General features: G+C 61.0%; 18 protein-coding genes and 1 pseudogene. 14 read left to right on the forward strand and 5 right to left on the reverse strand.

The window, feature by feature from the left end; translation table 11 throughout:
* The first annotated feature begins 89 nt into the window (after positions 1 to 89).
* From GIW79_RS24025 to GIW79_RS24085, 13 genes are all read left to right on the forward strand, one after another.
* Positions 90 to 2,579, forward strand: coding sequence for a TonB-dependent siderophore receptor (locus GIW79_RS24025; protein ID WP_054898219.1), 2,490 nt, complete (start codon positions 90 to 92; stop codon positions 2,577 to 2,579).
* A 405-nt stretch (positions 2,580 to 2,984) separates the two neighbouring features.
* Positions 2,985 to 4,424, forward strand: coding sequence for an undecaprenyl-phosphate glucose phosphotransferase (locus GIW79_RS24030; protein ID WP_054898218.1), 1,440 nt, complete (start codon positions 2,985 to 2,987; stop codon positions 4,422 to 4,424).
* Positions 4,424 to 5,881 carry a mannose-1-phosphate guanylyltransferase/mannose-6-phosphate isomerase gene (locus tag GIW79_RS24035; protein ID WP_054898217.1) on the forward strand — a complete coding sequence of 486 codons (1,458 nt, stop codon included), beginning with the start codon at positions 4,424 to 4,426 and terminating at the stop codon, positions 5,879 to 5,881. The genes GIW79_RS24030 and GIW79_RS24035 overlap by 1 nt, the downstream gene beginning before the upstream one ends.
* A 1-nt stretch (position 5,882) precedes the next feature.
* Positions 5,883 to 6,794 carry a glycosyltransferase family 2 protein gene (locus tag GIW79_RS24040; RefSeq protein WP_054898216.1) on the forward strand — a complete coding sequence of 304 codons (912 nt, stop codon included), beginning with the start codon at positions 5,883 to 5,885 and terminating at the stop codon, positions 6,792 to 6,794.
* A 29-nt stretch (positions 6,795 to 6,823) separates the two neighbouring features.
* A complete protein-coding gene (locus GIW79_RS24045; protein WP_034125835.1) occupies positions 6,824 to 7,600 on the forward strand; it encodes a polysaccharide biosynthesis/export family protein in 777 nt (258 codons plus the stop codon).
* 14 nt (positions 7,601 to 7,614) lie between these two features.
* Positions 7,615 to 9,606, forward strand: a complete 1,992-nt coding sequence (locus tag GIW79_RS24050) for a GumC family protein (protein WP_034125836.1) — start codon at positions 7,615 to 7,617, stop codon at positions 9,604 to 9,606.
* Positions 9,606 to 10,796, forward strand: a complete 1,191-nt coding sequence (locus tag GIW79_RS24055) for a glycosyltransferase (RefSeq protein WP_054898214.1) — start codon at positions 9,606 to 9,608, stop codon at positions 10,794 to 10,796. The genes GIW79_RS24050 and GIW79_RS24055 overlap by 1 nt, the downstream gene beginning before the upstream one ends.
* On the forward strand, positions 10,786 to 12,114 hold the full coding sequence (locus tag GIW79_RS24060; RefSeq protein ID WP_034125838.1) for a cellulase family glycosylhydrolase: 1,329 nt from the start codon (positions 10,786 to 10,788) through the stop codon (positions 12,112 to 12,114). The genes GIW79_RS24055 and GIW79_RS24060 overlap by 11 nt, the downstream gene beginning before the upstream one ends.
* A gap of 8 nt (positions 12,115 to 12,122) precedes the next feature.
* Positions 12,123 to 13,340 (forward strand): glycosyltransferase family 4 protein, encoded by a 1,218-nt coding sequence (locus GIW79_RS24065; protein ID WP_181125378.1) that lies wholly within the window; start codon positions 12,123 to 12,125, stop codon positions 13,338 to 13,340.
* Positions 13,331 to 14,434, forward strand: coding sequence for a glycosyltransferase family 4 protein (locus tag GIW79_RS24070; protein WP_181125379.1), 1,104 nt, complete (start codon positions 13,331 to 13,333; stop codon positions 14,432 to 14,434). The genes GIW79_RS24065 and GIW79_RS24070 overlap by 10 nt, the downstream gene beginning before the upstream one ends.
* Complete coding sequence (locus GIW79_RS24075) at positions 14,431 to 15,864, forward strand: O-antigen ligase family protein (RefSeq protein WP_054898211.1); 1,434 nt, start codon at positions 14,431 to 14,433, stop codon at positions 15,862 to 15,864. The genes GIW79_RS24070 and GIW79_RS24075 overlap by 4 nt, the downstream gene beginning before the upstream one ends.
* Positions 15,864 to 17,273, forward strand: coding sequence for a lipid II flippase MurJ (locus GIW79_RS24080; RefSeq protein WP_236454852.1), 1,410 nt, complete (start codon positions 15,864 to 15,866; stop codon positions 17,271 to 17,273). Before GIW79_RS24075 ends, GIW79_RS24080 begins: the two co-directional genes overlap by 1 nt.
* Before the next feature lie 22 nt (positions 17,274 to 17,295).
* A complete protein-coding gene (locus GIW79_RS24085; RefSeq protein WP_060772669.1) occupies positions 17,296 to 18,339 on the forward strand; it encodes an acyltransferase family protein in 1,044 nt (347 codons plus the stop codon).
* 71 nt (positions 18,340 to 18,410) lie between these two features.
* On the opposite strand, the gene GIW79_RS24090 is transcribed toward GIW79_RS24085, so the two are convergent.
* The 4 genes from GIW79_RS24090 to GIW79_RS24105 all read right to left on the reverse strand — a co-directional run bounded on the left by GIW79_RS24090 (position 18,411) and on the right by GIW79_RS24105 (position 22,832).
* Entirely contained in the window at positions 18,411 to 18,986 is a 576-nt protein-coding gene (locus tag GIW79_RS24090; RefSeq protein ID WP_034125844.1) for a DUF4174 domain-containing protein, read from the reverse strand.
* A gap of 152 nt (positions 18,987 to 19,138) precedes the next feature.
* On the reverse strand, positions 19,139 to 19,771 hold the full coding sequence (locus GIW79_RS24095) for a glutathione S-transferase family protein (protein ID WP_236454853.1): 633 nt from the start codon (positions 19,769 to 19,771) through the stop codon (positions 19,139 to 19,141).
* A 49-nt stretch (positions 19,772 to 19,820) separates the two neighbouring features.
* On the reverse strand, positions 19,821 to 22,178 hold the full coding sequence (locus GIW79_RS24100) for a DNA polymerase II (RefSeq protein ID WP_127882044.1): 2,358 nt from the start codon (positions 22,176 to 22,178) through the stop codon (positions 19,821 to 19,823).
* A gap of 186 nt (positions 22,179 to 22,364) precedes the next feature.
* A complete protein-coding gene (locus GIW79_RS24105; protein ID WP_054898207.1) occupies positions 22,365 to 22,832 on the reverse strand; it encodes an SRPBCC family protein in 468 nt (155 codons plus the stop codon).
* A 98-nt stretch (positions 22,833 to 22,930) separates the two neighbouring features.
* Between GIW79_RS24105 and GIW79_RS24110 the strand changes: the two genes are divergently transcribed.
* On the forward strand, positions 22,931 to 23,332 hold the full coding sequence (locus GIW79_RS24110) for a GFA family protein (RefSeq protein ID WP_054898206.1): 402 nt from the start codon (positions 22,931 to 22,933) through the stop codon (positions 23,330 to 23,332).
* A gap of 1 nt (position 23,333) precedes the next feature.
* Here the strand turns inward: GIW79_RS24110 and GIW79_RS24115 are convergent.
* A pseudogene (locus tag GIW79_RS24115) lies at positions 23,334 to 24,056 on the reverse strand (penicillin-binding transpeptidase domain-containing protein); the annotation flags it as partial.
* Between the last annotated feature and the right edge of the window lie 126 nt (positions 24,057 to 24,182).

Here is a 24,182-nt window from a genome sequence, read left to right on the forward strand (position 1 = left end):
TGAGGTGAATTCTCATTGCCATTCGACCTGTAAGGAAGGGCCGATCAACAGGCCGGTTTGTCCACTTCCTTCAGGAGCATCCCGCGGTCATGCAAGCGTTCCCCTCCAAACGTTCTCTTCTCAAACACGCGGTGCAGGCCGCCCTCCTTGGCGCCTGCCTGGGCGGCGGCGTCTTGCCACTCGCCGTGATGGCCGACTCCGCTAGCGCTGATACCCAGGTTCGCGCATGGGCGATCGCCCCCGGCTCCCTTACCTCGGCACTGGATCAATTTGCCCGTCAGGCCGGCATCAGCTTGTCCTACGATGCCACCAGCGTTGCCGGTAAAACCAGCACAGGCCTGAGCGGCAACTTCGATCGAGAACAGGCCTTGGGCCAGTTACTGCGCGGCCAGGGCCTGCAAGCCCAGCGCCAAGGCAAGGATATCTGGCTGCTGTTGCCACAAATGGCCGACACCGGTGCCCTGAACCTGAGCGCGACCACGGTGACCGGCCAACGCCTGGGGGCCCTGACCGAAGGCACCGGTTCTTACACTACCGGCGCGGTCACCATCGGCAAAGGCCAACACAGCCTGCGGGAAACGCCACAGTCAGTGAGTGTGATGACCCGCCAATTGATGGACGATCAGAATGTCACCACCATTGACGATGTGATGGAACGTACACCAGGGATCACCACCTACGAGTCGCCCATGGGCGGCAAGTATTTCTATTCCCGTGGATTCAAGATGCTCGGCCAGTACCAGTACGACGGCGTACCGCTGGACATGGGCAAGGACTATGTGCAGGCGGACAGTTTCAGCGCCAACATGGCGATCTATGATCGCGTGGAAGTACTCAAAGGCGCAGCCGGCATGCTCAAGGGGGCCGGCACGGCCAGCGGTGCGGTGAACTTCGTGCGCAAGCGGCCACAGGCCACCCCGACCTCAAGCCTGATGCTGTCCGCCGGCACCTGGGACAACTACCGCGCCGACGTCGATACCGGTGGCCCGCTCAATGACAGCGGCACCGTGCGCGGCCGCGCGGCGTTCAGCCAACAGGATCGCGGCTCCTACATGGACATTTCCAAGCGCCAGGACCAAGCCTTCTATACCGCACTGGACGTCGACCTGAGCCCCGACACAACCCTGGGCGTGGGAGCCAGCTACGAAGACGTCGACGCCAGCCCCTGTTGGGGTGGCTTGCCGCGCTATAGCGATGGCAAGAGCGCCAGGTTAAGCCGTTCCACCTGCCTGGGCCAATCCTGGAACGACTGGCAAAGCCGACGCACGACGTTCTTCGCTGACCTCACCCATCACTTCAATGACGACTGGCAAATCAAAGTCGCCGCTGTGCACAGCCGCAACCTGCAAGACACCAAGTACGCCGCCAGCGAAGGTACCATCGCCTATGGCGCCCCAACCCCCACCGCCAACTCCTACGCAGCATTGATGGACTATGAGCACAAGGACTTCGGCCTGGACGCTTACATCGATGGCAAGTTCCAAGCCTTTGGCCTGGAACACGAACTGATCCTTGGGGCCAACGGCAGCCGAGGCACCCAGGATGACGTATTCGCGATCCAGAACCTGCCCACGCGCCAGAGCATTTATCAGCCCGACCACCACTTCCCCGAACCAGCCAATGACACCTTCTGGCCAAACATGTACCGCGGTGGCACGGTCAAGGAAACCGCTACCCAGTATGGTACTTACGCCACCTTGCGCCTGCGCCTGGCCGAGCCCTTGATGTTCATCGTGGGCAGCCGTGTGAGCTGGTACGAAAACCGTCGGCAGTCCAACACCCTGGGTTGGGGCGAGTGGAGTGTGCAAGATGCGCGCACCAAGGAATCCGGTGAAGTCACGCCGTTTGCCGCTCTGATCTACGACCTCGACGAACACCTTTCCCTGTACGCCAGCTACGCCGATATCTTCCAGCCGCAGAGCTCTTATGCCACCGCCGACGGCGCGGCACTCAAGCCCAAGATGGGGGACAACTACGAGCTGGGTATCAAGGGCGAATGGTTCGACGGGCGTCTCAACAGTTCCATAGCGTTGTTCCGGGCCACAGAGAAAAACGGCGCCGAGACTGACTTCCTGAGTTTCTGCCCAACTTCGTCCGATGGCTACTGCTATACCGACACTGCCAAGGTCCGCGCCCAGGGCGTCGAAGCCGAAGTCAGCGGCCAGTTGCTCGAACGTCTGCAAGTCTCGGGGGGCTACACCTACACTCAGACCAAATCGCTTAAAAACATTGATACCGCTATCGAAGGAGGCGCGTCCAACACCTATGTACCCCGCCACATGTTGCGCATGTGGGGCGATTACCAGCTGGATGGCGCGCTGTCCAAATGGAGCGTGGGTACGGGGGTCAATGCCCAGAGCGGCAACTATCGCATGCAGCAGGGCCTCAAGCTCGAACAGGCCGGCTATACGGTTTGGGATGCACGATTGGCCTACCGCGTAGATGACACCTGGACCGTCGCCCTTAACGCCAAGAACCTCTTCGACAAAAACTATTACCAAACCGTGGGCACAGCCTCATGGGGCAATTTTTATGGCGAACCGCGTAATTTCACGGTCAGTCTGAAAGGCACCTTTTAACCCGCTCAATCCTCTGGAGGGCAGGCGCCTGGTGCGTTGCGCCCTCTTTTCCTACGCCTCCCCGGGGCCCGTCAAAAAAGTGTTTCCTGACAAACAGGAAAATTCACACTTTTGTTCCTACACTCAAAATCACACCCCGAGACCGGGTCCTCTTGCACAAGGAATGTCAACAAAATGACACAAGAAGGAACATTTAAAGTGTCTATGATATCATCGCTGAAACAAGGTCAAATTATTGACTGAAAGAGAAAAGGAAGTCCTCCTGTAGTAGCCACTGCCCTTGCAAAATTCTTTCATTTGGAGCGATCCATTCGAAGGAAGGGATGCGTTTTACCCAGCGTAGTCCGCTGCCGTCTGGTTCAGACGACCGAATAGAACGCCTGGTGTGCAATGAGGGATGTTTGTATGCGAGAGAAGTCGTCAGTTGTCAGCTTGTTTTTGACCCGAGCAGGGTTTGTCGAGTTTTTTGTGGTTTTCGTCAAGCTGGTCCACGGTCTGACGGCCATTTTCCCACCGCTGGTCCTGGCGCTTTTCCTCGACCCGATGGCCCCTGAAATGCGTTCGCACTTTCTGGGCTTGCTGCTGTTTTTTGCGGTATTGACCATCATTCTGTTCCAGGCCCTGGGCATTTATTCCGAGGAACTGTTCAGTAATCGCTTGCGCCTGCGCACCAATATCGTGGCCTGGTCCTCCGCATTCTGCATCCTGTTGTTCATGTACCAGATCCTGCAGGTATTTCCGCAATTGAACCCGCGCAACCTGGTGGTGTGGTATATCGCCAGCTTGACGATGTTCTGTGCCGAACGCCTGGTGATGCTACGCCTGTACCGCAAACTCATGCGCAAGGGCAAATACCTGCAACGCACAGTGATCCTGGGTTTCACTGACACCGCCGTGCATGTCGCCGACCACTTGCAACGCAACGGCGACATTCGCTCCGGGCTTATCGGCTTTATTGACGACCGCACCGAGCGTATTCCCAAGGAACTGAGCAGCCTGCCGCTGTTGGGCAATACCCGCGACCTGGAAAAACTGATCCGCGCCGAACAGGTCAACCAAGTGATGATCTGCCTGCCCTGGGCTGCCGAGCAACGCATTCACGGCCTGGTCAATCGCCTGCGGCAAATGTCGGTGAACGTGATGCTGGTGCCCGACATGGCTGCCCTGCGCTACGGCCATAGCCGGATCACAGACGTGGGCGGCATCCTGATGTTCAATACCTCGCAGTTGCCGCTGCGCGGTTGGTCGCCGTTTATCAAGCGTTGCGAAGACCTGCTCCTGGCGAGCATCACCCTGGTGCTGGTGTCACCGGTGATGCTGGTCACGGCCATTGCGATCAAGCTCGACTCCAAGGGCCCGGTGCTGTTTCGCCAGAACCGCTACGGCTATAACGACAACGAAATTCGCGTGTTCAAGTTCCGCTCGATGTACACCGACCAGAGCGACTTTACCGCCGAACGCCAGACCACTCGTGAAGACCCGCGCATTACCCGGGTTGGCCGCATCATCCGCAAGACCAGCATCGATGAGCTGCCGCAGTTGTTCAACGTGCTGCAGGGCAACATGTCGATGGTCGGCCCGCGCCCTCATGCCACCGCCACCAAAGCCGCCGGTATTCCGTTCGAAGTGGCTGTGAGCGAATACAGCTCGCGCCACCGGGTCAAGCCCGGCATCACCGGTTGGGCGCAGATCAACGGCTACCGGGGTGAAACTGACACCCTGTTCAAAATCCAGAAACGCGTCGAATACGACCTGGAGTACATCTCCAAATGGTCCGTGTGGTTCGATTTGTACATCGTCTTCATGACGGTCCCAGCCGTCCTTTCCACCAAGGAAGTCTATTGATGAATACACTCAACGGATTAATCCCCTGCATTATTTCCGGTGGGTCAGGCACGCGGCTGTGGCCGGTGTCCCGGCAGAACATGCCCAAGCCATTCATGCGTATGCGTGACGGCCAGAGTCTGCTGCAGAAAACCTTTCAACGTGCCGCGCGCCTGCCCGGCGTGGAAAGTGTGCTGACCGTCACTAATCGCGACTTGCTGTTTCGCACCCTGGATGACTACCGCGGAGTCAACCAGGCCAGGCTGCCTCTGGACCTGTTGCTGGAGCCGTTCGGTCGCAATACCGCAGCGGCCATTGCGGTGGCGGCACTGCACGTGCAGGAGCATTTCGGTGGCGACGCCCAGTTGTTGGTGATGCCAGCCGACCATCTGGTGCTGAATGAAACCGCGTTCGCCGACGCCGTGACCCAGGCACGCGAGTTGGCCGAAGCCGGCTACCTGGTGACCTTCGGCATTCAACCCGATCACCCGGAAACAGGCTTCGGCTACATCGAAAAAGGTGACGCCCTGAGCCTGGGTAACCGGGTCAAGCGTTTCGTCGAAAAACCCGACCTGGCCACGGCCCAAGCCTATCTCGACGGCGGCAAGCACTTGTGGAATGCCGGCATGTTCTGCTTCAAGGCCAGTACTCTGGTGGACGAGCTGGCGACCCATGCTCCCGACGTACTGGGGGCCGCTCGTGCAGCCCTCGAGCAGAGCCAGCACCTGCAAAACAGCACCTCGCGCCAGCGTGAACTGGGCAGCGAGGCCTTCGGCACCGCGCCAGACCTTTCCATCGACGTGGCGTTGATGGAGAAGTCCACGCAAGTGGCCGTGGTGCCGTGCGACATCGGCTGGAGCGACATCGGTTCCTGGGAAGCCCTGCGCCAGCTCACGCCCAGCGATGCCCAGGGCAACCAGGTCAATGGCGAAGCCATCTTGCATGACGTGCACAACTGCTATATCGACTCGCCCAAACGCGTACTCGGTGCCGTCGGCGTGCGAGACCTGATCATCGTCGATACCCCCGATGCCCTGCTGATCGCCGACGCCAACCGCAGCCAGGACGTGCGCTACATCGTCGCCGAACTCAAGCGCCAGAACCATCCGGCGTTCAGCCTGCACCGCACCGTCACCCGGCCGTGGGGAACCTACACCGTGCTGGAGGAAAGCAGCCGGTTCAAGATCAAGCGCATCGTGGTCAAGCCCCAGGCATCGCTGTCGCTGCAAATGCATCACCACCGCAGCGAACACTGGGTAGTGGTCAGCGGTGCCGCGCAGATCACCAATGGCGAGCGCGAATTTTTGATCAACGCCAACGAATCGACCTACATCCCGGCTGGGCACAAGCACCGCTTGACCAACCCCGGCATCATCGACCTGGTGATGATCGAAGTGCAGAGCGGCGAATACCTGGGCGAGGACGACATCGTACGCTTCGATGACATCTATGGGCGCGCGCCCGCAGAGAAGAAATGACATGCGCACCTCGCTGATCATTCCAACCCGCAACGCGTCCAGTCATTTGACGCGACTGCTGCCCGCGCTGCAGATGCAGACTCTGCAACCGGACGAGATGCTGGTAGTCGACAGCGCGTCCAGCGATGACACCGTGGCGCGCTTTCGCGAATTTGGCGCGCGGGTCGAGGTTATCGACGCACGCGACTTCAACCACGGTGGCACACGGCGCTGGGCCAGTGAACACACGAGCGGTGACGCACTGATCGTGATGACTCAGGACGCAATCCCGGCTGACCCAGAGACCTTCGCCAACCTGCTCGAAGAATTGCAACAAGACCCACTCAACGGCGTGGCCTACGGCCGGCAATTGCCGCACCCTGGCGCTGGCGTGCTGGGAGCCCAGTCACGCCACTTCAATTACCCGGCCCAGAGCCGCACCAAGAGCCTTGCCGACGCTGCGCAGTTGGGGATTAAAACCTGCTTCAGCTCCGACTCGTTTTCAGTCTACCGGCGCAGCGCCCTGCAGGCCGTGGGTGGCTTCCCCGCCGATGTGATCGGCAGTGAGGATGCCTACGTCGCGGCGCGCATGCTGCTTGATGGCTACAAGGTGCGCTACGCCGCCACGGCGCGGGTGTACCACTCCCACGATTACCGACTCATGGATGAGTTTCACCGCTACTTCGACATTGGCGTGTTCTACGGTCGCGAGCCGTGGATTCGCCAAGCCTTTGGCGATGCCGGCGGTGAAGGTAAACGCTATGTACAGGCTGAACTCGCAGCGTTGCGCGCAGCCGGTGCATTGCACCGCGTACCCGAAGTACTGGTGCGCAGCGCGTTCAAATTGCTCGGCTATCGGCTGGGCCATCTGGAACGCCGCCTACCCCTCGCCCTAAAGCGGCGCATCAGCATGTTTCCCGGTTATTGGAGGTGAGCATCATGACCTACAGGAAGTCCCCCTTGATGAAAAGAACTATGCTCGTCCTGGCCATGATGGCACTGGCCGCCTGCAATACCCCTGCACGTATCGTCCCCCCCGACGGCAAGACGGTCGAGGACGGCAAGCGCGCCCTCGACCAGCTTGCGCAGCTGCCGCCGGCGGTAGAGCGTATCCGCATCGGCGATCAGTTGCGCATTGTGCGCGATGCCGGTGAGATGCCAACGCTGTCGGCGTTCAACGTCAGCACCATCTATGAGCTGACGCTGTACACCGTGCAAACCGATGGCAAGATCAACTACCCGTTCTTGGGCCCGATCCAGGTAGCCCGTCGCACGCCAGCCGAGGTGGCGAACGAGCTGAGCAACAAGCTTGCGCCGGTGTATCGCGAGCCACGGGTGACGGTGAACATCAACCAGGCACCGGGCAACTCGATCATCGTCGGCGGTGCGGTAAACAACCCGACCACGGTGCCGATCGCCTCGGCCAACACCCTGGAACAAGCCATCGTCGGCGCCGGCGGGGTGAACCCGGCGGGCAACGCCAGCATGGTCGCACTGTTGCGCGAAGACACCCAAGGCACCTACCGCGCTTACTTCCTGGACTTCAGCCAATACCTCAAGACCGGCCCCAACGGGCGTAAACAAGTGCCGCTGCAGCGGGGAGATGTGGTGTTCGTGCCCAAATCCAACGTGGGCGAGCGCATCCAGGGCGTAGATACCTACTTGAACCAGTTGATCCCATTCACCAAGTCGATCGGGGTTGGCTACAACTACACCCGAACCAGCGGCGGCAGTAACTAAAGGAGCGACATCCCATGATCGAGATCCGTTCTTTTCGCGATCTTCTGCGCTTGTTCTTCATCTTCCGGCACGAGTTCAAGCTGGCGGCCATCGCGGCGCTGGTGATCATTCTGCTGGGGGCCTTTTTACTACCAGCCAAATACGAGTCCACCGCACGCTTGCTGGTCAAGCCGGGGCGCGATTCGACGCTGCCCATTGAGATCAGCAACCGCCAGGCGCTGGTCATGCCGAGCACTCAACGCGACCCGATTGTCGATGAGGAACGCCTGCTGACCGGTCGCCCTATCGTGCGGGCGGTGGCCGAGCATTACCTGGAAGTCATCGACAAAATGCCGCCACCGGAAGGCCTCTGGAAGCGCACCAAGTACTACGTCAAAAGTGGTATCGGCGCAGTGTTCGACGGTGTGCGCGTGGTGCTGGAAACCGTGGGCATCATTGAACAGACCACACCCGTGGAGCGCCTGGCCGCCAGCCTGGAGAAAAACTTCGACGTCAGCCACGCGGCCGGTTCCACCGTCATGGACATCAGCTTCAAGTGGAGCGACCCGGAAATCGCCCAGGCGGTGGTCAAAAGCTGGGTCGAGACCTACATCAACGAACGCACCCAGGCCCTGGGACGCAAGAGCCTGTATGCCTTCTATGAAGGCCAGGTAGCCAACAGCGCTACCGAAATCAAGAGCTACAAGGAGCAGATTCTTGCCCACTTGAACCAGATCGGCGCGGCAAGCATCACCGATCGCCTGGAGGATTTGTCCGAGCGCATCAACGTGCTGCGTGGCGAAACCTTCAATACCACGCGCTTGATTGCCTCGTCCGACAGCGCCCTGGAGAGCACCCGCACTCAGCTCAAGACCCAACCCAAGGAAGTGACCACGGTACGCCAGATTGCGCTGAACCCGCAGCAGCAGGACTTGCGTCGCCTGCTCAACCAGAAGTTGCTGGAAAAGGCCGACATGATGCGCACCTACACCGACAATGCGCCGCCGGTCAAAGCCCTGGATGCGTCGATCCGCGCCATGCAGGCCCAGGTCGCGAATGAAAGCAACACCGTGCAAAGCTCGGAAAACCGTGCGCCGAACACCCTGGAGATCCACTTGCAGCGCGTGCTGCTCGATGAGTCCAGCAACAACTCGGCACTGCGTACACAACTGGTGCAACAGCAGAAACAACTGGTGAACCTCGAGGCGCAACGCAAGGAAGCCCTGGAGATTGAACCGGAGCTGGCGCGCCTGTCCCGTGAACTGAGTGCCACCGAGCGTAACTATGCGCTGTATGTCGATAACCTGGAAAAATCGCGCATCGACCGTGAGCTGGATAACAGCCAGATCAGCAACATCGCGGTGATTGAGGAGGCCACCCTGAACCCTGGCCGAATCTTCCCTAAAACCCTGTTGATGCTGTTGTTGGCGATCCCGTTTTCCATCGTGGTCGGCTTGCTGGTGATCTACCTGTGCTACCTGCTCGACCAGCGCATCCATGACGGTGGCTTGGTGGAACGCAAGTTCGGCCTGCCGCTGTGGACCACCCTGCCAGAACTGGATACCAGTACCGCACAAGGCACCAACGCATTCAACGCGAGCATCTACCGGCTCTACGGTCTGCTGCAGTTGGACCGTATCACTGAACGCGGCCTGACCCTCGGGTTGACCTCCGCGCGCCATGGTGAAGGGGTGACGTTCGTAGTGGAACAGTTGCGCCAGTTGCTTCAGGAAAACGGCATTACTGTGCGTGTCGGCGGTGCGGCCCCGGCGGCGCCGGGCGAAGTGGTACTGCTGGATGCCTCGGCGCTGCTGGACAACCGCGATGCCTTCGTCAATCTGCGTCGCGCCGACCTGATCGCCCTGGTGGTGGAGGCGCAGAAAAGCACGGTCCCGGTGGTGGAGCATGCGCTGTCGATCCTCAATACCGCATTCGGCAAAGTGGACGGCATCATCATCAACCGGCGTAAATTCGAAGTGCCGGCCAAGGTGCTGCAGACCATCGCCAAATATCGGGGGGCGTTCTGATGCGCATCGCCCTGCTCGCGCCTTTGCCGCCGGAAAAAAATGGGATCGCCGACTACGCGAACCATTTCAAGACGGCACTGGAGCAGCTGGGCGTGACGGTGGCGACACCGTTGAGCGGCGTCGAGGGCACCAGCATCGCGATCAAACAGGCCATCGGTGCATTCGACTGGCAGAGCGTGGACCTGGTCCACGCCGAGCTGGGCGGCGGCCGGCTGGGGGAGTTCCTGGCGTTGCGCGAGTTGCGCAAGGCCTATCCCAACCTGCCGCTGACGGCAACCGTGCATGACCCCGAGCGCATGGTATGGCGGCGCGAGCAACTGCCCTTCCCGCTCAATCTGTTGGAGCGCTTGCCCAGCCCGTTGCCGCAAGCGGCGGTGGTGCTGGCAGACCCGCTGACCCTGCGTGAAGAGCGGCAGGTGGCCCGCGGCCTCACAAGACTGATCACCCTCACCCGCCTGGGCGCCGATTGCCTCAGCCAACGCATGCAATTGCCCGCAGGCAAAGTGGCGGTGATCAACCATGCCAACCTGGCGATTGCGGCGGTGGCGCTGCCGCCCCTGGATACGCTGCACCTGCTGTATTTCGGCTTTATCTACCGGGGCAAAGGCATTGAAGACCTGTTACAGGCCCTGGCCGCAGTTTTCCAGCAAGCCCCCCAATTGCGTGACCGTGTGCGCCTGACCCTGGCCGGTGGCACTGCCGCCGAAATGGCGTTTGGGGCTGGCGGCAATTACCTTGAACAATTGAACCGCCAGATAGCCGACCTTGGCCTGTCTGGCTCCATCGACTGGCGGCTGAACCTGCCGGCCAGCGAGATTGCGCAGACGATACAGGCGCACCACGTGATGGTGCTGCCGTATCGCGAATCGAAAAAACTCGGCCTGCTGGGTCGCCAGCGCGGCACCAGCGGCGCGTTGTCCTGGGCCGCCGCGTGCGGGCGCGGGGCGATTACTTCGGATGCACGGGCATTTGCCGAAGAGGTTGCCAGCGGGAACGGCGCAATCTATCCCCAAGGCGACGTCGCCGCGTTGAGCGCGCAACTACTGCGCCTGGCGCAGACCCCGACGCTGGCCAGGGACTGGGCCGAACGCGCCGCGCACATTGGCGGCCAACGCCTGTGGCCACTGACCGCACGGCAGTTCAAGCAGCTTTTTGAGCAAGCGATTGCGGGGGCCCCTTATGGTGCGTAAACGTACGTACTTGGCCACGCTTGCACTGGTGGCGGTCATGGGCGTTACCGTCTTTATCTGGGGGCGCCCGGCCGATGCCGAGAGCCATGTGCTCAAGGGCAACAAGGTGCTGGTGTGGAAGGATTTCCTGGGAGTGAACGCGCAGTTCCTGTGGTTCAGCCCCCAGCGTTACCAGATGCAGATCGACCGTCTCAAGGACCTGGGCTTGCAGTGGGTACGCCTGGACCTGCATTGGGATCGGTTGGAGCCGGTGGCTGATCAGTACCAGGTGGCCACGCTGGACGAACTGGTGGCCAAGTTGCAGGACAACCAGCTCAAGTCGGTCTTCTACCTGGTGGGTTCGGCGCCCTTCATCACCACCGCGCCCGTGGGTGCGCCGTATCAGGACCAGTACCCGCCCAAGGACCCGAATGTGTTCGCGATCCGCATGGCGCTGTTGGCCCAACGTTATCCCAGCGTTGATGCCTGGCAGGTGTGGAATGAACCGAATCTGCTCGGCTTCTGGCGCCCCGTGGCCGACCCGGCCGGCTACGCCGCCCTGCTGAAAAGCAGCGCAGCGGCCCTGCGTGCGGTCAACCCGAATAAACCAGTGGTGGCGGCTGGCCTGGCGTTTTTCAGCGAGATGCCCAACGGCCAGACCATGCTCGACGCCTTCGATGCCCTCGGCGTGCCCAGCCTGAACACCGTGATGTCCTATCACCCTTACACCCAGTTGCCCGAAGGAAACGACCCCGCCAACCTGGACTTCGTCGCCAAGACAACTGCGCTCAACCAAAAACTGCGCAGCAATGGCGTCAAGACGCTGTGGAGCACCGAATGGGGCTGGTCAGCGTACACGGGGCCCAAGGAAGTCCAGGACATCATTACCCTGCAAGGCCAGGCCGACTATGTGCTCCGCCGCCTGGCCCTGATGAGCGCGATGGATTTCGACAAGATCTTCCTGTTCACCTTGAGCGACCTCGACCAGCGCGCCAGCGTGCGCGACCGTGCCTACGGCTTGCTCGACCTCGATGCCAAGCCAAAACCGGTCTATACCGCACTGAAGCATTTTCTCGACGTCAGCGGACCGCAATTGACGCCTGGCGACCCACCCGCCGCCGATCAACTGCCCGAGGGCCTGTTCAGCATCGGATGGACCCGCGCCGATGGTCGCAAGCTGTGGTTCTTCTGGTCGGCAAAAGGCGGTAATGCGCACCTGCCGGACCTCGCCAACGCCACCCTGTATGACCCGCTGCGCGGCACGCAAACCCCAGTGAGCGGCACCAACGGCTTGACCGTTGCGGTCAAGCCGAACCTGCAAATTCTGTTATGGGATTGAAACCCGTCATGCGCATTTTATGGATCCTGCCCTACTCACCCTGGCCCGCCACCAGCGGCGGCAAGACGCGTCAGTTCCACCTGCTGCGCAGCCTGGCGGCCCGGGGGCATCGGATCACCTTGCTCCTGCATGACAAACACCCGGTATCGCTGACCGATCGCCAGGTACTGGAAGCCTTTCTCGAGCAATTGATCATCTTGCCCCGCCGCCCACTGCGCAGCGTGAAGACCCTGGTGGCCGGACTCTTTGCACCCTACCCCTTGCTGGCCAGCGTGAATGGGCTGTCGGGGGCGTTGCAGGACCGATTCAACCAACTGCTCAATGAGCACTGGGATGTGGTGCAAATAGAACACAGCTACAGCTTCCAGCCGTATGAAGACGCCCTGGTGCGCAAACCCCAGCCCTTCGTGCTCACCGAACACAACGTGGAATCGGCCCTGGGCGCGGCCACCTATGACCGCCTGCCGAGCTGGGCGCTGCCGTTCATTCGCTACGATCAATGGCGCTATATGCGCTGGGAACGCCGGGTAATGCGCCAGGCTACCCAGGTAGTAGCAGTAACCGACAGCGATGCACAGGTGATGCAAGGCATCGCCGGCAAACCGGTGCCGGTGGTGGTCAATGGCGTGGACTGCGACCACTTTGCCGCCGCACACCCAGATCCATCGACACGCCGTGTACTGTTTCTCGGGAACTATGAGTACGCGCCCAATGTGGATGCGATCGAGTGGGCCCTGGATGAAATTCTGCCCAAAGTCTGGGAGCGCTGCCCGGATGCGCGCATGAGCGTGTGCGGTTTCGGCATGCCCGACAGCTGGCGCGAGCGCTGGCAGGACCCCCGCATCGAGTGGCAAGGGTTCGTGCCGAACCTGCTGAGCCTGCAATCGAGTTGTTCAGTGTTCCTGGCACCGTTGCGCCATGGCGGCGGCTCCAAGCTCAAAGTGCTGGAAGCGCTGGCGGCCGGCCTGCCCCTGGCCAGCACCGAGCAGGGCGTGTCGGGCCTGGACCTGGTCGACGGCTTGGACTACCTCGCAGGGCAAACCGCCGCTGACCTGGCGAATGCTGTAGTACGCCTGCTGCAATTCCCCGCGGCCGCAGCGCCCATGGGCGAAGCCGGGCGCGCCTATGTGCGGCGCGCCCATGACTGGAGCGTGGCCGCCAGCCAATTGGAGCAGGTGTACGCCAGCCTGTCGCCGCTCACTCAAAAGGAGCCTGTATGCGTGTAGGCCTGGATTACCGCACCGTCGGCACCTCGCCGCAATCGGGTATCAGCCGCCAGGTGTATGCCCTGGAAAGCGCCTTGCGTGCCTTGCCGGGTATCGAATTGGAACGGTTTACCGTGGCCCCGCTGGGCGACCAGACACGCTTGCAGGCCCACTGCCCGACCTGGGGTTGCGCGAAGACGGCGATGCATCAGCCACAGAATCGCCTGCGTTTCGAAGCCGGCTTTTTACCCCGGGCCCTGCGCGAACAACAGATTGACCTGTACATCAGCACCTTCAATATGGGCTTGCCATTACCACCCAAGCCCAAGGGGCTGCGCACTGTGGTACTGCTGCACGACCTGTTCCAGATCACTTTGGACAACTACCACGCCAATCGCCTCAAGGCCCTGATCTACAAGACCAGCGACCGGCTGTCGATTGCCTATGCGGTGCGCAGCGCCGACCGCGTGTGGACACCCTCGCAATACAGTGCCGATGAAACCGTACGCCTGTTTCCCCAGGCGGCGGGCAAGGTGCGTGTGCTGCCCAATCAGGTGGATGGGTTCAATGAGCCGGCAGCAGACCTGTCCGATCTCCACTTACCCGAAGCCTTCTGGCTACTGGTGGGTACTCGCGAGTTGCGCAAGAACGTACCCTTTCTGGTGAAGGCCTGGCAGCAGGCGCGGCAGCAATCACCCGCTGTACCGGAATTGATGCTGGTGGGCAGCCTTGAGCATTTGCCCGAAGCACTGCGCGGGCTACCGGGAATTCGCGCACTCAGTGGTGTCACCGATGCCCAACTGCAGGCGTTGTACCGCCAGGCGTCCCGTGTGTGGCAGCCCTCCTACGCGGAAGGGTTTGGTTTACCGGTGATTGAAGCGCTGAGCGTCGGCACACCTGTGGCCGTGGCCAGCGGTACCTCGCTGGATGAAATCACCCCGCCGTCGGCGCCGCGGTTTTCCCCGACCGATGGCCCGGCGTTGGTGCAACTGATGCTGAGCCTGGGCGAGCGCAGCGACGAGTCTTCTGCAGAACAACGCAAGCAATGGGCCGAACGCTACAACCCAAACGCCTATCGTCGGCGCCTGGCCGAACTGATCGAGGAACTGAAATGAGACTCTCCCTGGCAAGCCTCGTCGCCATCCTCTTCGGCGTGCTGTTTGGTGCAGCCGCCCTGGCGCTGTCACCGGCCAAGGCCTTTCTCGCTGTGATGGGTGTTGCGGCAGCCGTGACCATCCTGCGCTTTCCCTTCTGGGGCTTGTTGCTGTTTGCCTTGGTCGCGACCTTCATGCCCTACTCCACCCTCAACCTGGGCATCCGCAGCACGGTAAGCGAAGCCATCCTGGCGCTGACCTGGGGCGCCGTGCTGTGGCACAGCTTCCTGTCACGCCTGCCCGATGCACCGCGCCTGGCACGCCGGCCCACCGACCAGATGCTGCTGTGGCTGATGCTGTTCAGCGTGTTCCCGTTTATCGTTGGCCAGGTGAGCATCCACGCCGAAAGCAGCGGCGTAGCCAACTGGCTGCGCTGGTTGTTGAACCTGTCGGGGGTGTTCCTGGCCGCCAAGCTGCTGGTGGACTATAAACGCCGCGAAAGCCTGGTGATCGCCTTGCTGCTGGGCACTCTGGCGATGCTGGTGATGTCGATCGCCGTGTTCGTGCGCACGCGCTCCGGGGCAGGGATTGCGCCGATTCTCGCCCTTCTCAACTACGGCAACTTCGACATGTTGAAATTCGGCCTGGAAGCCATGTCGTCGCGCATGGGTTCACCGTGGATGCACCCGAACGCCATCGGCGGGATCATGGCGCTGTTGCTGCCCCTGGCGTTCTGTTACGGCATGACCGAACAAGGTTTCAAACGTGCGCTGGGCCTTGGCGTGGCGTGCCTGGGAGCGGCGGCGTTGCTGTTGGCCAGCAGCCGTGGCGCGATGGTCAGCCTGGCGCTGGTATTGATGTGGATGGCCACCCGTCGCGTGCCTTACACCGGACGCTTGTTGATGATCGGCGCGGCGTTGACCGTGGCCTTGGTAATGGCCTATCCACCGCTGCAGGAACGCTTGGCGACGATCTTTTCGTCGAGCAACGCCAGCACCGAAGTTCGTTTTGATGAATACCGCATGTTCCCCCAGGCCATGGTGGCGTATCCGTTCGGCATTGGCTTCAAGGTTGACCCTCCGGTACCGGGCACACACTTGCTGGGGATCTCCAACCTGTGGCTGAACTTTATCTACAAGACCGGCATCGTCGGCATGCTGCTCTTTATAGCCGTTACGGTGCGTTGGTGGCGTGAAGCCAGGCCGGAAAAAGGCCCGATCCGCCTGACCAAGGACAATGCCCTGTGGCTGGGCAGCACGGCAGGAATTCTGTCGGCGCTGGTCAGTGGGTTATTTGACCACTACTTCAGTTTTGCCGTCGTGATGGTCGCGCTGTTCTGGCTGATGGTTGGGATCAATGTGCTGGAAGCACGGCGCTTGTTCCCAGCGCGCCTGCCACAGGTCAAGACTGTGGTTTTTCGCAAGCCGCTGCTTGATGGCGCGCGCCCCTGATGCTCGGTTCTGCCGTATGGCTGACGCTGGCGACCCTGCTCGGCCTGTGCCTGGGGTTCGCACGCGAATGGTTACTGGTGGCGGCCTGGGGCGCGGGGGAGCGCAGTGATGCGTTCTTGATCGCACTGTTCTTGCCCGAGGCGCTGCGAATGTCGCTGGCCGGTGGCGTGTTGAGCGCCGCCGCGTTGCCGCTCTACTTGAAGCGCAAGGACAGCGAGCGCCTCGATTGGCTGGCCGTGTTGTTCCCGGCATTGCTGTTGGTTGCCCTGCTGGTCAGTCTGCTGCTGATGCTGTCAGCCCCCTGGCTGGTGCAGGTACTGGGCCCAGGGCTGGCGACCAGTGCCACCGCCCTGGCCGCCAGCAATTTGCAGGTCGTGGCCTGGTGCGTGCCAGGCTTGATGCTGCATGCACTGTTCAGTATTCCCTTGCAGGCCAGCGAGCGTTTTGTGCTGGCAGGGCTCGGCTCGTTGTTGTTTAACCTGCCGCCGGTGGCCTATCTCGCGTTGGCCGGCACGGCCAGTCAACCCCATAGCCTCGCCTTGGCCTGTCTCACCGGTAGCCTGTTGATGCCTTTGGCGTTGTTGCCGTCGATTTGGCGTCAGGGCTGGCGGCCGTGGCGCATGCAGCTGACGGTTGCCCCCCTGCGGGAGTTGGGCCAGCGTATAGGCCCGCTGTTACTGAGCAACGGCGCCAGCCAGGGCTTGGCTTTGATAGAACGCCTGGTGGCGTCGCTGCTGGGGGAAGGTGCGGTGACCTGGGTCAACCTGGCCCGCAAGCTGATGAACCTGCCGCTGATTGCGCTGATGAGCCTCAACCAGGTGCTGCTGGGCATGATGAGCCGCCGTCAGGGCGATGAACGCCTGGCCCTGCTCAAGCGCGGCCTGGAAACCGCCAGTGTGCTGACGCTGCCGGCCGGCGTCGGCCTGGTGGCGGCGGCGCCCAGTCTGGTGGCGTTGCTGCTGCCCAAGCAATCGGTTGATTCGCCTCTGCCACTGCTGCTGGCATGGTTTGCCGTGCCCTTGGTGTTTGGCGCATGGAACGCCCTGCTGGCGCGCTATGCGTATGCCGCGGGCGATACGCGCCAGCCGCTGCGCTGTGAATTATTGGGCAGCCTGGTCAATGTGCTGTTGCTCTGCGTACTGCCGTTTGCATTTGGCCTGGCCGGTATTCCGTTGGCGGCGTTGGCTGGGGTGATCTGCACCGCGCTGCTGCTGATGCAGCGCCAGGGGCTGCTCACGGCACTGCCTTGGGCGCGGCACTGGCTGCTCGGCACGTTGATGCTGGGGCTGGCGGCGCTGGTGTTGTTCGGGTTGCAAGGCGTATGGCTGCAGTTGGGGTTGAGTACCCTGGCAGGTGCTTTGGTGTTGCTGGGCATGGGGCTGTGGCTTAGGCCGTGGCGCAAGGCGTGAATGATCGTTCGGGAAGACTTAGATGAAACATCGCTGGATTCAAATGGATATCGCCAAGGGCATTGGTATCCTGATTATTGTGTATGGCCACAGTTGGTTCGTCGCCACCTCGCTGGACTTGATGTACCCGATCCTGGCGTCGTTCGTGCTGCCGTTGTTCTTTTTCCTGTCAGGGGTGTTCTTCAAGCCCGAGCAACCGTTCGTGGAGATGGCGGTGCGCAAGGCCGATGGCCTGCTCAAGCCGTTTTTTTTCACCATGCTGCTGTACGTGATCGTACGTGACGTACTGCGGGGGCAACCGCTGCTGCCGGATATAGGCGGCGTGCTGTATGCCTCGGTGGACACTATCCCATGGCAAGCGCTGTGGTTCTTGCCGCACTTCTGGGTGGCGATTCTATTCAGTTGGCTGATGCTGCGGCTGATCCAGCGCCTGAAGCTGCCCCTGTTGGCCGCCTGCATGCTGATCGGTGTGCAACTGTTGCTAGGCATCTGGACGCTGCAATGGTTCTGGCAGATACCGGTGAGCGTCGGTGACCACACCTGGACGCTGCCCGGCCTGCCCTTCAGCCTCGACGTCACGCTGATCAGCAGCACCTACTTCATCTATGGCTACCTGCTGCGCGATTGGCTGCGCCGGCATGAAGGTTCGTTGCTGACCCTGTTGATCTCGGTGGTGCTGTTCGCCGCCGTGTTCATTTACAGCCACGACACCATGGACTTGGCCCAGCGACGCTACGACCACTGGCTGTGGACCAGCCTGCTGGCAGTGATCGGCGTGTACATTTGCTGGGCGCTGGCGCGGGTGTTGATGGTGTCGGCGCTGCTCACCCGAGTGATGACCTATATCGGCCAGTCCACCCTGATTCTGTTGATCTTCCATGGCGAAATCCAGCACAAGACGTTTGACCTGATGGAGCGCCTGGGCCTGCATCCGTTCATGGCGGCATGTGTAGGTCTGGTGGTGGCACTGTTGGTGCCGTTGCTGATCGGGGAAGTGATCAAGCGGGTGGCGTTCTTGCGATTTTTCTATTTTCCGTTTCCGGTGCGCAAAGCGCCTAAACCGTAAAAGCACTACAGGACTAATGGGGAAGCGGGCTTGCTTGCCACAACAAGCCAGTTCCCACATGGGTCATGTAGTTAATCATCAAGTTGCTGAGGCGCCGACTTGCTGACGGGTTTGCCAGGTTTGGCCCCCTTGGCCGGCGCAGCAGGTGCGGCAGGCTCAGGTTCTGCCACGGCAGCTGCTTCTTTTTCTGCCATCGGCATCTGGTCGATGGCGCTGAAGAATTCCTTCAGGTCGAGGCTGTCCGGCGGCACGGTTTTCTCGAGTTTTTTCTCGCCGTCCTTGCCGACCAGAATCACTTTGGTGCCGCTGCCGACGCCGAGCTTGAGGGCACGGATCAGTGCGTTGGTTTCAGGCGGCGTGAGCTTTTTGCTGTCTTTGGGATCCTTGGCGAACTTCTCCCCTTCGGCACCAATGCTGCCGAACTTCACGGTGTAGAACACCATGCTGCGCTCTTCGAAGGCCTGCTTGGTGGCAGCCTCTTCCAGCTGTTTCTTCAGCGTTGCCAGTGTCGGGTTTCCAGCATCAAGCTCCACGACCACCAGGGGGCGCGTCTTGCCCAATTCCTGCTTGAGCGGATTATCATCAGCGGCCAACAACGGCCCCGTAAAAGCCATCAAGGTAGCCAGGGTCAGCGACCGGATGAGCATGCGCACCTCCTTTGAATTCCATGCAGGGTTCTTGAGTTTCATGTCTGCGACAGCCAAATTCAAGGATGATTCCTACACCACCTTAAGAAGCGTAGGTCAGGAAGCCCGCTACGCAAGGGCTTGGACAGTGGCCTGGTCATTGTTTCTTCCGGTTACGAGACCTTCCACTGCGGCCAATGCCGGGCAAAAACGGGGGCCACGACAGGGTCAGCGTCTACCCGCTCCAGGCTCTGCGCAAAGCCCGGCGCCAGGTTGCCGAGCACCTCGCGCGCGTCGTCCCAACGCGACACCGCTGCCGCCATGATGCCCAGTGCATTCGGCGCGTTGCTCGGGGTAAACAGCTGGCCGGCAAACTGATCGGCAAACACGACCCAAGCCTGGTGCAGGTAGCGCCGTGTGCCGCTGACCAGTTGCGCTTGCTGCGCCTCATCGGCATTGCCCAACCAGCGTTGCGGGTAATCGATCATACCGATCGCCGAATAGCAGTTGGCGGCGATATACAGCAAGCCACGCAGGATCTGCGCACGATCGCCAGCCAGCAACTCGGCCTTGGGATACTCCAGGCCCAGGTGGATCAGGATCGCGGCGCTTTCGGTCAGTACCTGGCCATTTGGAGTGACCAGGGTGGGGATCTGCTTGAGTGGATTGATTCGTGCAAGCGCGTCGCTACCCTCGCCGTCCTGCCAGGAACTGGCCTGCACGCGATGCCACGGCACTGCGCAGCGTTGCAGGGCAATTTCGATCATGCAGGAGCCGGATTCGTCGGTGCCATAAAGGGTGTACATGGGCGTTTCCTCCTGAGCGATGGGCAATATCGAGCCTGTGGTCGGGTACCTAGAATAGCCCCATCTGCCCGCCTACCAGGGTACCGAAATCGTCATTCACGAACGGCAGGATTGCGTCAGCCACGGGCTGCAATTGGCGCGTGACGTAGTGGTCGTAGTCGATGGGTGCCCGCCGCACTTCCAGCGGTTCCGGGCCGTTGACACTGATCACGTAGCTGATCCAGCCACCCCGCTGGTACTGACGCGGGCGGCCCAGGCGATCGTTGTACTCGTCTGCCAGGCGCGCGGCGCGTACGTGGGGCGGGACGTTGCGTTCGTAGTCGTGCAAGGGCCGGCGCAGGCGTTTGCGGTAGATCAACAACTCATCGAATTCGCCGCTCAAGGTACGCCGCACATAGTCGCGTATGTAGTCTTGATGGGGTTGGCGATGGAAGATGCGTTGGTAGAGTTCCTGCTGGAATTGCCGGGCCAGGGGCGACCAGTCGCTGCGCACGGTTTCCAGGCCTTTGTAGACCATTTCTTCGCTGCCATCTTCGCGCACGACCAGGCCGGCATAGCGCTTTTTGCTGCCCTCCTCGGCGCCACGAATGGTCGGCATCAGGAAGCGACTGAAGTGGGTTTCGTATTGCAGTTCCAGGGCGCTTTGCAGGCCGTACTCGTTGCTCAGGTGCGCGCGCCACCAGTCGTTGACGTGCTGCACCAGCGCCAGGCCGATGCGATTGGCGTCCTGCGCAGAGTGCGCGCTGCCCAGCCAGACGAAGGTGGAGTCGGTGTCGCCGTAAATCACCTCGTACCCTTGGGCCTCGACCAGTGCGCGGGTCTGGCGCATGATCTGATGCCCACGCAGGGTAATCGAGGACGCCAGCCGGGTGTCGAAGAACCGGCAGCCGCTGGAGCCGAGCACACCGTAAAAGGCGTTCATGATGATCTTCAGTGCCTGGGACAACGGCGCATTGCGCTCGCGCTTGGCCTCTTCGCGGCCTTCGGACACCCGCGTGACGATGGACGGCAGGCAATGCCGGGTGCGGGAGAAGCGCGCTCCGCGAAAGCCTTCCACCGAATCGCTGTCGTCGGGATGCTTGAGGCCTTCGATCAAGCCCACCGGGTCGATGAGGAAGCTGCGGATGATCGACGGGTAAAGGCTTTTGTAGTCCAGCACCAGCACCGACTCATAGAGGCCTGGGCGCGAGTCCATGACAAAACCGCCGGGGCTGGCTTGGGGCGGTTTGTCGCCCAGGTTCGGTGCTACAAAACCCTGGCGGTGCATCAACGGCATGTACAGGTGGGTGAAGGCGGCCACGGAGCCGCCGTTACGGTCGGCCGGCAACCCGGTGACGCTGGCACGTTCCAGCAGGAACTTGAGCAGCTCGGTCTTCTCGAAAATCCGCGTGACCAGTTCGCAGTCCTTGAGGTTGTAGCGCGCGAGGGCAGGCTTGTCCTCGGCAAACATGCGGTTGATTTCGTCCATGCGCTGGTACGGCGTGGAGATGTCCTTGCCTTCGCCGAGCAGGGTTTGTGCAACGTTTTCCAGGCTGAAGGATTCAAAACTCCAAGTGGCCGAACGCAGCGCTTCGATACCGTCGATGATCAGTCTTCCTGCCGCCGCCGCAAAGTAGTGATTGCGGCTGCCGTGTTCGCGCCAGGCCATTGATTCCCCGCCACGTCCCAGCAACAGCGGCACGTTCAGGCGTTGGGCGTGTTCGTGGAGTACGCGCAGGTCGAACTGCACCACGTTCCAGCCGATGATCGCGTCGGGGTCAAAAGTGGCCAGCCATTGGTTGAGGTGTTCGATCAGTTGAGCGCGGGTGTCGCAATAGTCGAGCTTGAAATCCACGGCGTCGGTTTTGTTCGGCGGGCCGAGCATGTACACCTGGCGTTCGCCACAGCCTTCAAGAGCGATGGAGTAGAGATCGCCCTGGGCGGTGGTCTCGATGTCCAGGGACACCAGCTTCAAGGGAGGACGGTAGTCGGGGGCGGGCTTCATTTGCGCGTCGAGCAAGGTGCCGCTTGCATCAGCGGTGCCACCGAACCAGACAGGAGCGGTGATAAAACGCTCCATCATGTAGCGCTCCGGAGGGCGCACGTCACCTTCGTAGACATCGACCCCGGCAGCGCGCAGGCGCTTCTCGATGTCCATCAACTGGCGGTGCTGGCGGGCGTAGAGGCCCAGAACCGGGCGGTGATGAAAGTCGCATAGCTGCAAGGGGCGCAACTCGAGATCGCGCTCCCCCTTGAGCAGCCAATCGAGTGGCTTGCGATGGGCCTCTGGGATGAAAACCACCGAGGTCTGCACGGGTAGGCGAATGCACCTTGGCCCTTGGTCGGTGGCTAGCCAGAAGCTGACCTCCGTACCCGCCGGGGTATCGCGCCAATGCCGGGTCAGGACAAAACCCTGCTGTAGATCCACCGTACCGCACCTCAGGAATCGCTTTCAGGGCGTGATTCTACTCGGCATCCGTGCAAACGCCACCACCGACCGCTATGTGCATGAAGGCCAGCAAATCAAGAAAAGGCATCGAGCTGAACGTGCTTTGTGAGCCCGTCAGCGGCCTGTCTGCCTAGGGGAGTGAAGACTGCCCTCCGGTGTGCGCCATCACTTTGTTGGGGGCTTGCTCAGATAATTTTCGATATTGCCCATTTGCTCATCCCAGCCACGGGAGTTCATTTTGAAGGCTTTCTGACGCCGCGCTTCGGGCACCTTGTCAAAACCGGACTCAACGACCCGCAACAGAATGCCTGGAGCGCGATCTTCAATCGTGAACTCCACCAGCGTCGGCTCCTCTTTGTCGTAGTCGACGCCCTCTTCCACTGCAAAAGGATGCCACCAGAAGGAAAACAGCGTTTGGGGCAGGATACGTTCGATCCGGGCCTTCCATACGACATGTTCATAACCTGGATAGGTAATCGGCGCTTCGATGGTTTCCCCAGCCACAAAAGTTTTACCCTTAAGCGCGATACCGAACCAGTGTCCAAATTGCTCGGCCTGCGTGAGAGCCTCCCAGACCTGTTTACGTGACGCATTGAGCAGGACTTTACGTTCGATGCGATCTAATACGTGCATAAGTCACCTCCTTCATTGAACAGTAGGCGACATCAATCAATGCGCAACCTTGCGTTGTGCGCGATGATGATGACCCCCTCCTTGCCTGGCCATAGGTTATGACTGACCCACTGAATGGAAGTTGCTTGTGCAAAGGCGTGCGCTACCAAGTGGACAGCCTGGACATGCCCATCAGCCACTGCCACTGCGAAAGCTGCCGCAAGGCACACGCGGCAGCATTTGTTGCCACGGCCGGGGTGATGCGTGAGCATTTTCGCTGGACGCAGGGTGAAGAGCTGCTGTCGTCATTTGAATCTTCACCGGGCAAATTCAGACATTTCTGCTCGCGTTGCGGCTCACATCTGATCGCTGAACGTGGGCATCAGCCTCACGTGATCGTGCGGGTGGCGACGCTGGATGATGATCCGGGCGTCAGGCCCACCTCGCATATCTGGACGGCCCATGAAGTACCGTGGCTGGCCTATGACGGCGTAGCACGCTGGGATGAGTGGGAGGTTTGAGTCAAACCCTTGGATCGCCGGGCGCCTTGGCCGGCGCTGCATATTGCGGCTTGAGATGGCCTTCCTGGTCGAGCAGCCAGGCATCCATGATCTGTCGCACCACAGGCCCGGCTACACGGCCGCCGGCCTCACCGTTTTCGATCATGACTGAAATCACGATTTTCGGATGTTCGGCCGGCGCGAAACCGACGAACAAGGCGTTATCGCGATGCCGCTCCAACGTCTTGTTACGGTTGTAGCGCTCACCCTGCTTGATCGCCACCACCTGGGCGGTACCACTCTTGCCGGCGATGCGGTATTGCGCGCCTTGCGCTGCCGCTCGGGCGATACCGCGGGGATCGTGCATCACCAATTGCATGCCATGGTTGACCTGTTCCCAGTCACGCGGGTCCTTGAGGATCACGTTGGGCATTGGGTGCTCATCCACCGGTGGCACACCATTGATTGTCTTGGCCAGGTGCGGTCGGTTCCATACGCCTTTGTTGGCGATCAATGCAGTGGCCTGGGCCAATTGCAGAGGTGTTACTTGCATGTAGCCTTGACCAATGCCGAGGATCACGGTTTCGCCTGGGAACCACGGCTGGCGTCGGGTTGCACGCTTCCAGGCCTGGGATGGCATTAAGCCGGCAGACTCTTCGAACATATCCAGGGACACTTTCTGACCCAGGCCGAACTCGGCCAGATAGTCGTGCAGGCGATCGATCCCGAGTTTATGGGCCAGATTGCGGATTCCACGCTGACTCGGACACCCATTCCACGCACATCCGGACAGTGATTCCACGCTGATCCGGACACTCATTCCACGAGCATCCGGACACCGATTCCACGGCCATCCGGACACTTTCCAGGC

The sequence above is a fragment of the Pseudomonas sp. PA-7-1E genome, from assembly GCF_021605325.1.
Classification (GTDB): Bacteria; Pseudomonadota; Gammaproteobacteria; order Pseudomonadales; family Pseudomonadaceae; genus Aquipseudomonas; species Aquipseudomonas fluorescens_BV.